The sequence below is a fragment of the Aromatoleum diolicum genome (assembly GCF_012910955.1).
Lineage (GTDB): Bacteria > Pseudomonadota > Gammaproteobacteria > Burkholderiales > Rhodocyclaceae > Aromatoleum > Aromatoleum diolicum.
This window is the reverse complement of the sequence record NZ_WTVQ01000023.1, coordinates 69,331-76,462: the sequence shown is the minus strand read 5'-3', so window position 1 is coordinate 76,462 and position 7,132 is coordinate 69,331. Positions and strand designations below refer to the sequence as shown.

Annotated in this window: 5 protein-coding genes; 3 read left to right on the top strand and 2 right to left on the bottom strand. The window is 57.8% G+C overall.

Annotated features, from left to right (window positions below; genetic code table 11):
- Positions 1-65: 65 nt before the first annotated feature.
- On the bottom strand, positions 66-1,625 hold the full coding sequence (locus GPA25_RS14415) for a sugar ABC transporter ATP-binding protein (RefSeq protein WP_169261108.1): 1,560 nt from the start codon (positions 1,623-1,625) through the stop codon (positions 66-68).
- The gene (locus GPA25_RS14410; RefSeq protein ID WP_169261107.1) at positions 1,615-2,862 is read right to left on the bottom strand and encodes an ROK family transcriptional regulator; all 1,248 of its coding nucleotides are present in this window, start codon (positions 2,860-2,862) and stop codon (positions 1,615-1,617) included. Before GPA25_RS14410 ends, GPA25_RS14415 begins: the two co-directional genes overlap by 11 nt.
- A 412-nt stretch (positions 2,863-3,274) precedes the next feature.
- Between GPA25_RS14410 and GPA25_RS14405 the strand changes: the two genes are divergently transcribed.
- Genes GPA25_RS14405 through GPA25_RS14395 form a run of 3 tightly spaced genes read left to right on the top strand, consistent with a single transcriptional unit; the run spans position 3,275 to position 7,132 of the window.
- Positions 3,275-4,084 carry a DNA adenine methylase gene (locus GPA25_RS14405; protein WP_169261106.1) on the top strand — a complete coding sequence of 270 codons (810 nt, stop codon included), beginning with the start codon at positions 3,275-3,277 and terminating at the stop codon, positions 4,082-4,084.
- Between the two features lie 7 nt (positions 4,085-4,091).
- Positions 4,092-5,357 carry a metallophosphoesterase family protein gene (locus tag GPA25_RS14400; RefSeq protein ID WP_169261105.1) on the top strand — a complete coding sequence of 422 codons (1,266 nt, stop codon included), beginning with the start codon at positions 4,092-4,094 and terminating at the stop codon, positions 5,355-5,357.
- Positions 5,354-7,132 (top strand): ORC-CDC6 family AAA ATPase, encoded by a 1,779-nt coding sequence (locus tag GPA25_RS14395; RefSeq protein WP_169261104.1) that lies wholly within the window; start codon positions 5,354-5,356, stop codon positions 7,130-7,132. Before GPA25_RS14400 ends, GPA25_RS14395 begins: the two co-directional genes overlap by 4 nt.

Genomic DNA, 7,132 nt, shown 5'->3' with positions numbered 1-7,132 from the left:
GGCGGGGGCGTTGCTCATTGTCTTCTCCATGGGGTTTCTCCTGCTCTTGTGTGGGGGCGCGCCGTTCAGGCGGCCCGCGGCAGGGTCTGGGGGTTGGCGCCGGTGGCCAGTTCGATGATCGCTTCCTGCGTGATCGGGGCGCCCGAATGGCCGCCGAGTTCGCCGACCAGTTCGCCTTCGCGCATCACCAGCACGCGGTCGGCGGTGCCGACGATCTCGGGCAGTTCGCTCGAGATCACGATCACGCCGACGCCGCGCTTCGCGAGGTCGTTGATGATCCGGTAGATCTCCGACTTCGCGCCGATATCGACGCCGCGCGTCGGCTCGTCGAGGATCAGCACGCGCGGCTTGATCTCCAGCAGGCGCGACAGCAGCACCTTCTGCTGGTTGCCGCCCGAGAGCGCACCGACATTCACGCGCGAGTTCGGCACGCGGATCGCCAGATCGCGGATCGCCGCGGCGGCCCGGTCACGCGCCTTCGCCAGGTTCAGCACGCCGCCGGTGCGGGCGTCGTCCGAGCAGGCACAGACGTTGATGTTGTCGCGCACGCTCATGTCGAGGAAGAGGCCGCGCCCCTTGCGGTCTTCGGTCAGATACACGACACCCGCGCGGATCGCATCCAGCGGGGTGCGTAGCCGCACCGGCACGCCATCGACGACCAGCTCGCCGCCGGTGCGCTCGTCGGCGCCGAAGATCAGGCGCGCGAGTTCGGTGCGGCCCGCGCCCACCAGTCCCGCAATGCCCAGCACCTCGCCGGCATGCAGGTCGAAACCGCAGCCGCGCACGCGCTTGCCGTCGCGCATGTCGCGTACCGCCATCACGACCTGGCCCGGTTCGTAGGCGCCGTGATCCTTCTTGTAGAAACCCGACAGATCGCGTCCCACCATCATCTGCACCAGCGACTCGGCCGACAGGTCGGCGCGATCCAGCGTGCCGACGTAGCTGCCGTCGCGCAGCACCGACACGCGGTCCGACAGCTCGTAGATTTCCGCCATGCGGTGGCTCACATACACAATGGCGAGGCCGTCGGCGCGCAACTGGCGGATCAGTTCGAACAGGCGATCGGTCTCCCGCGACGACAGCGGCGTCGTCGGCTCGTCCATCACCAGAATGCGCGCGTCGGCATGGATCGCACGGGCGATTTCGACCAACTGGCGCTCCGCGATCGACAGGTCGCTGACGACGGTGCGCGGCCCGAAGGACGCACCGAGCCTTTCCAGGATGCCGGCACAGGCGGCTTCCATCGCCTGCCGGTCGATACGACCGCCGCGACTCAACTCGCGTCCGAGATAGATGTTCTCGGCAACGCTCAGGCTCGCGCACAGCGTCAGCTCCTGATAGATCACCGCGACGCCCAGCGCCTTCGCCGACAGCGGCCCGTCGATCACCACCGCCTGGCCGTCGATGCGGATTTCGCCGCCGGCATCCGCCTGGTAGGCGCCGGAGAGGATCTTCATCAGCGTCGACTTGCCGGCGCCGTTCTCGCCCATCAGCGAATGCACCTCGCCGGGGTAGAGCGTCAGCGACACGTCGCGCAGCGCCCGCACCCCGGGGAAGGTCTTGGAGATGCCGCGCATCTCGAGCACGGGGCGGCGAGTGTTGTCAGTAGCGAGGTCAGTCGGCATCGCGCATTTCCTCCATCGAACGGGTCACGCTGCCGAGGATCTCGGCGCGCGGAGAGAAGCTGAAGAACATCGGCAGGCTCGCAGCGCCCACCGCACCGGCATCGGAGCCGAAGGAGCCGCGCATTAGGTCCGGCGCACCCCGCGCCTCGGGCGCGTTGTCGGACAGCGCCTGCGCAAGGCGGCGCTGCAGCAGGTCGATCAGCCCGCCATCGACATCGGCGTCGAACACCACCAGCGGCACGTCCAGCATGCACAGCGCGGCGCGCACGGCCGGGGCCAGCGCGTCGATGCAGTCCTCGACCCATTCCTCGACGGCCGGATGGTGGGCGCGGATGTGACGCTCGAGATCCGCGTGGCTTGTCACGTCAGCGCCGCAATACCGTAGATGGCGTGCCAGCGCATTGAGCGACGCCCGCGACAGCAGCAGGTCCCACTTTCCGGTGGGCGCCTGCGCCGACGGCAGGCGGCTCGGTGGCACCGGCATCACCGCGATGTCGCCAGCGTTGCCGGTCACGCCGCGCAGGCAGTCGCCATTGAGCGCCACGCCGCAGCCGATTACCGGCCCCATGAACAGGTAGATGAAGTCGTCGAACTCGCGCCCGCAGCCGTAGAACAGCTCCGCGATCGCCGCCGCGTTGCCGTCGTTCTCGCTGAACACCGGCAGCCCGGTCGCCTCGCCGAGTTCGAACGCGAAATCGACGTCGTCCCACGCACGGAAGTCCGGGTTGGCGAGATCCAGTTCCTTCAGCCACGCACCCAGGTTGAACGGCTGGGCGACGCCGATGCCGGCGAGCCGCTCACGCTCCTCGGCGGTGAGGACCTTGAGCACTTCCTCGATGTCGTCGAGCACCAGCTTCAGCGTCTCGTCGGGGGAGGGCAGGATGCGGTCATGCACCCGGCGCGCGAGGATCTGACCGCCGAAGTCGAGCAGCGCCGTCTCGATCGTGTCGCGGTCGAGTCGCACACCGATACCGAACGCGCCTTTCGGGTTCAGGTCGATCAGCGTCGCCGGCTGGCCGCGCTGCCCCTCGGTGCGGCGACCGGTGTAGACGATCAGGCCGCTCTCCTCGAGGGACTGGATGATGCTGCCGATGGCGGTGCTGGTGAGGTGGGTGCTGCGCGCGAGGTCGGCCTTCGAGGCCTCCCCGGAACGGCGCAGCACCTGCAGCAGCAGGCGTTCGTTGTAGCGGCGCAGCCGTACGGAGTTGCGGCCGCGCCCAATGGGAACAGTTGCCATGCTTGTCTCCTTCCACCCCGCTCATTGGCGGTGCTTATTAATAAATCAACTTGGTTTATTTAATGTCACGGGCTGCGGGTTGTCAAGGGAAATTTCTGCGAAAGCAGGAGTGGGGAGTGGCGGGGAGAGCGGGTTTGGGTGTGCGCCCGAACCGTCGCGATTCGCAGGGCTGGGCGCAGCAACAGCGGCTTGGCCGCGATGGGGCGTGATCTACCCTACGTAACTTAGAGGCGACCGCACGCCCCCCACGACTTGCTCTGCGGCGGAAATTGCCAGAATCGACTAAACTCCGCGTCATTTACCCTACGTGAATGAGACGCGCTCGTTCATGATGGACTTAACGACAAATTTCTAGGATTAACAGTTGGCCCCCAGCCACGACACAAAGGCATCCCCGATTGAGGCCGAACCTATGAAGGATGCTCCCGCTCGCCCATTCCTTCGTTGGGCAGGGAGCAAGCGTAAGCTCATCCCGGTCCTCCAAGAATACTGGAATCAATCGTTTGAAAGGTACGTTGAACCATTTATGGGGTCAGCGTGTTTGTTCTTTCACTTAAACCCAAGAGCGGGCCTACTAGGGGATATTAATGCTGAGCTGGTTGAGTGCTTTCTGCAAGTTCGGTCATACCCTCAAGCTATTCACGAAGAGCTGTCCTCATATAGTTACGGTCCAGAATTTTTCTACCAACTGCGCGCAAAAATTCCAGAAGAACTAACGGCGATTCAACGTGCGGCAAGATTTATCTACCTGACACGCTACTGTTTTAATGGTCTATACCGCACTAATCGATTGGGACGTTTTAACGTCCCTTTTGGTGGTGATCGCTCTGGAAAACTACCATCTTTGGAAGAATTAATCTCCACTTCCAAACGACTGGAATCAGTAGAACTAGTGTGCTCAGACTTTCTTGGCACAATTGAGCAGGTTAAGGCCGGCGATTTTGTCTATTTGGACCCGCCGTACTGGGTCGAAGGACGCCGCCGCACGAACCAATATGGGCCGAAAACATTTTGCGAAGATGACCTTGTCAGACTAGAAAGTGCCCTAAATCTAATCCATGTGCGCGGCGGACATTTCGTTCTCAGCTACGAAGACTGCGATGAGGCCCGAGAGATTAGTCGCTCTTGGAACATAAAGCAGATTCGCGTTAGGAGAAACGTCGCGGGGTTCGCGCAGCACAGGAGAATCGAAAGCGAGATGATCGCAACAAATATAGTCTAGCCAAGCGATGACAACGAGCCATATCGCTGTAATCAGCGACATCCACATCGGGCCCCTGGCTCGAAGCCAAGACCTCCTGCCGCCGGGAGTCAACGGTATCAGCGCGAGGGATGAAAAATTCATCCTTCAATTTGAGAAGTTTGTGCAGGCGAAGAAGATCACGGCAGACTATCTCGTGATCGCGGGAGACCTTTCATGCAAGGCGCAGCCGGACGAATTTATCCATGCGTCAACCGTCATGTCGAGGGTTGCGAACATCCTCAACGTCACAGATGACAAAGTCATGTACGTGCCGGGAAACCATGACGTCGACTGGGCAGTTCTAAATCTTGCCGGCAGCACAGCTGGGGGAGCTACCCAAGACCTCAGGTGGCGCCAACGCTATGACCCAATCACTGCAACCGAAAATCTGTTCATCAAGCGCACTCGAAGCGGTTCCGCAAGCTCATTCACCGGGCAACTCTTCGATCTTCCTTATGCGGGCTACTGGCGACATGGAGGGGCATTGTTCGCAGCGGTGAATTCGGCTGCCCATGACCGCCCTGCGGAAGAAAATCACCACGGCTTCATTCGACACGAAACCATCGAATGGTTGCGTGAAAATGTTCCTCCTCGCAGCGAAGAGGAAGAGATCCGATGCCTTATCCTCCATCATCATCTGATCCCGCACGGCAACCTGGGAGATGAAGCGAGAGACTTTTCGACTTGCCAAAATGGGGATCGGTTGCTTGAAGTAGTGCGGCAACTCGAATTTGATATTGTACTTCACGGTCACAAACACTATCCGAGATTTCAAACAGAACTCGTTGCATCGGACCACCCGATATTGGTGCTCGGTGCAGGCAGCTTTTGCGCGAGTTTGAACGGGTACGGAGGGGGAGTTCAAAACCAGTTTCATCTTCTCACCATTGAAGGGCGTTCGGGTGAAACGGGCAGAATTTTCGGTGAATTGCGAAACTGGGCCTATGTGCATCCGCTTGGGTGGACAGAGAACAAAAAGGTCTACACAGTAGTAGATCATCTGATTGGTTTTGGGGGGCCGCTTAACTGGCGCGAACTTGTTGCTGTACTGCAACAGCCAATTAGAGCGATGTCGGCTTCTGGGCAGATTTTCTGTCTGGATCAAGTCCCCGAAAGTAAGCAATTACGCTATGTATCCACGGAGACGGCGCGAAAGGCCATCGAAGACATCGCCAGGTCGGAGAATCTTGACGTCACTTGGGTTGATGAACCGCATTTTTCGGCGTACTTTCGCAGAGGAAGTATCGTATGAACGAGAGTAGCCTCAGGAATCTCTTTGAGGTCAACAACGCACGAACGCAATCGATCGAAGAGGTCGTCCGCACATTCGTTCCGTCGGACTCTTTCTGGCGCTTAGTGAACGGCAAGAATCACGTTGTTTTGGGCGCCCGCGGATCGGGAAAGACTGCTGTTTTGAAGATGCTCGCGCACGATCATTTCAGCCGGTTTGATGATCCAACGATCTCCGCACTTGTTGCCGGACGAAAGTTTATTGGAACTTTTGTTCCTATGCGCGCCGACTGGATTGGAACTCTAAAGAACAAGCCGTGGTATTCACTAGATGACAGCTTGCGTTCATTCCAGTGGCGATTAAACCTGTCGTGCTGCGCAGGTTTCATCAGTACAGTGGAAAGCTGTCTCAGGTCATATTGCCCGACTCAGGAACGAATTTTTAAGGAAAGAGATATCGCGGATATGTTGCGCCAATCCTGGGTGCCCAACGGAAGAGCCGTCGACAACCTTCGGGGATTGAGGACTGTCCTTGAGGATGTTGAATGGGAAGCTCAGGTAAACGCGCTATCCGCAACTACCCCAATACGCTGTGGTCCTGAAAAGCCAACGGGCGGAGTGTTTGACTCCGAGCTATTTGGCCCCATTAATCGCGGCATACAAATTCTGAAGCGGGTAATTGATTTTCCTGATGATGCGATTTGGGCGCTCGCTCTGGATGAACTCGAGTTTCTCGACGAAAGCCACCATGAGCTAATTAACACATTTCTCAGAGGGAAGAGTACTTTAGCATTTAAGCTATCGACGATGCCGTACTTCCATCACACGCTTAGAACACGAACGTCGCAACCCATAACCGCGGGCAACGACTTCGACTACGTCTATCTAGATAACGATCCGAGCATTCGGCGCACGGATCGGCGAGGCTGGACTGATTGGGCCAACGACGTTTTGTCGAGAAAAGTAGCGTTCGTAGAGGAGAGTCGGGCAGAAGAATTTAGCTTGACAAAATTACTGGGAAATGAGTCGCCGCTTTTCGATGAAAAGCCATCAAGTTGGCAACAAGACTCCTCGATGATGCTCTTGCTCAAGAAATTCGGTAATCGAGCGACAATCGAGCGAGCCCAACGACTATCTCCAAAAGCGTTTAAGGATCAAATTTCCAGGAAGATGCATGGAATGCTCCTTCTCCGAGATTATGCAGACCGCAGTGGAGGGCACAAGAAGCATCAGTTATACAGCGGACCAAAGTTATTCGCGTTGTGTAGCGATGCCAATCCGCGTCAGCTAATTCGGCTGTTCAACGAACTGACCCTCCGACGGGGTGCTGATAACGTCCTTGACGCAAAACGTCTAGTGAATCAGACCATTCAGTCACAATGCGCGATTAGTTTTTCTGGTGACATTCTTCAGAATGCCGCCACCGAAGAAGGAATCGGAGGGGAACTTCATGCCTTCATTAAGAACCTTATGGAGTACTTTCATTCTAGGTTCTACGATCAACAGCTCACTACAGATTATTATTACGCAATTAAGACGCCTAACGACGTAACCGATGAATTGTGGGAGTTAATTAGGCACGCAGTAGGCCTAGGACTAATGTTTCCAAAGGCGTCATTCACTCAGCCAGATTCACTTCCAGAACGAGGAAGTAGCGAGTTCGATATGGCATTTCGGTTGGCGCCAAAATACGGTCTTTTGCCTCGCAAGGGAAAACCGGTTCCTCTACTTGCCGCGTTGAAGAAAGGAAAGATGGCACCTGAACTGCACTGTTCATATCAGATGGATCTGCTGTAA

Coding starts and splice junctions, on each gene's coding strand:
- GPA25_RS14405 (WP_169261106.1), top strand. CDS start 3,275: ATGAAGGATGCTCCCGCTCGCCCATTCCTTCGTTGGGCAGGGAGCAAG.
- GPA25_RS14395 (WP_169261104.1), top strand. CDS start 5,354: ATGAACGAGAGTAGCCTCAGGAATCTCTTTGAGGTCAACAACGCACGA.
- GPA25_RS14415 (WP_169261108.1), bottom strand. CDS start 1,625: ATGCCGACTGACCTCGCTACTGACAACACTCGCCGCCCCGTGCTCGAG.
- GPA25_RS14410 (WP_169261107.1), bottom strand. CDS start 2,862: ATGGCAACTGTTCCCATTGGGCGCGGCCGCAACTCCGTACGGCTGCGC.
- GPA25_RS14400 (WP_169261105.1), top strand. CDS start 4,092: ATGACAACGAGCCATATCGCTGTAATCAGCGACATCCACATCGGGCCC.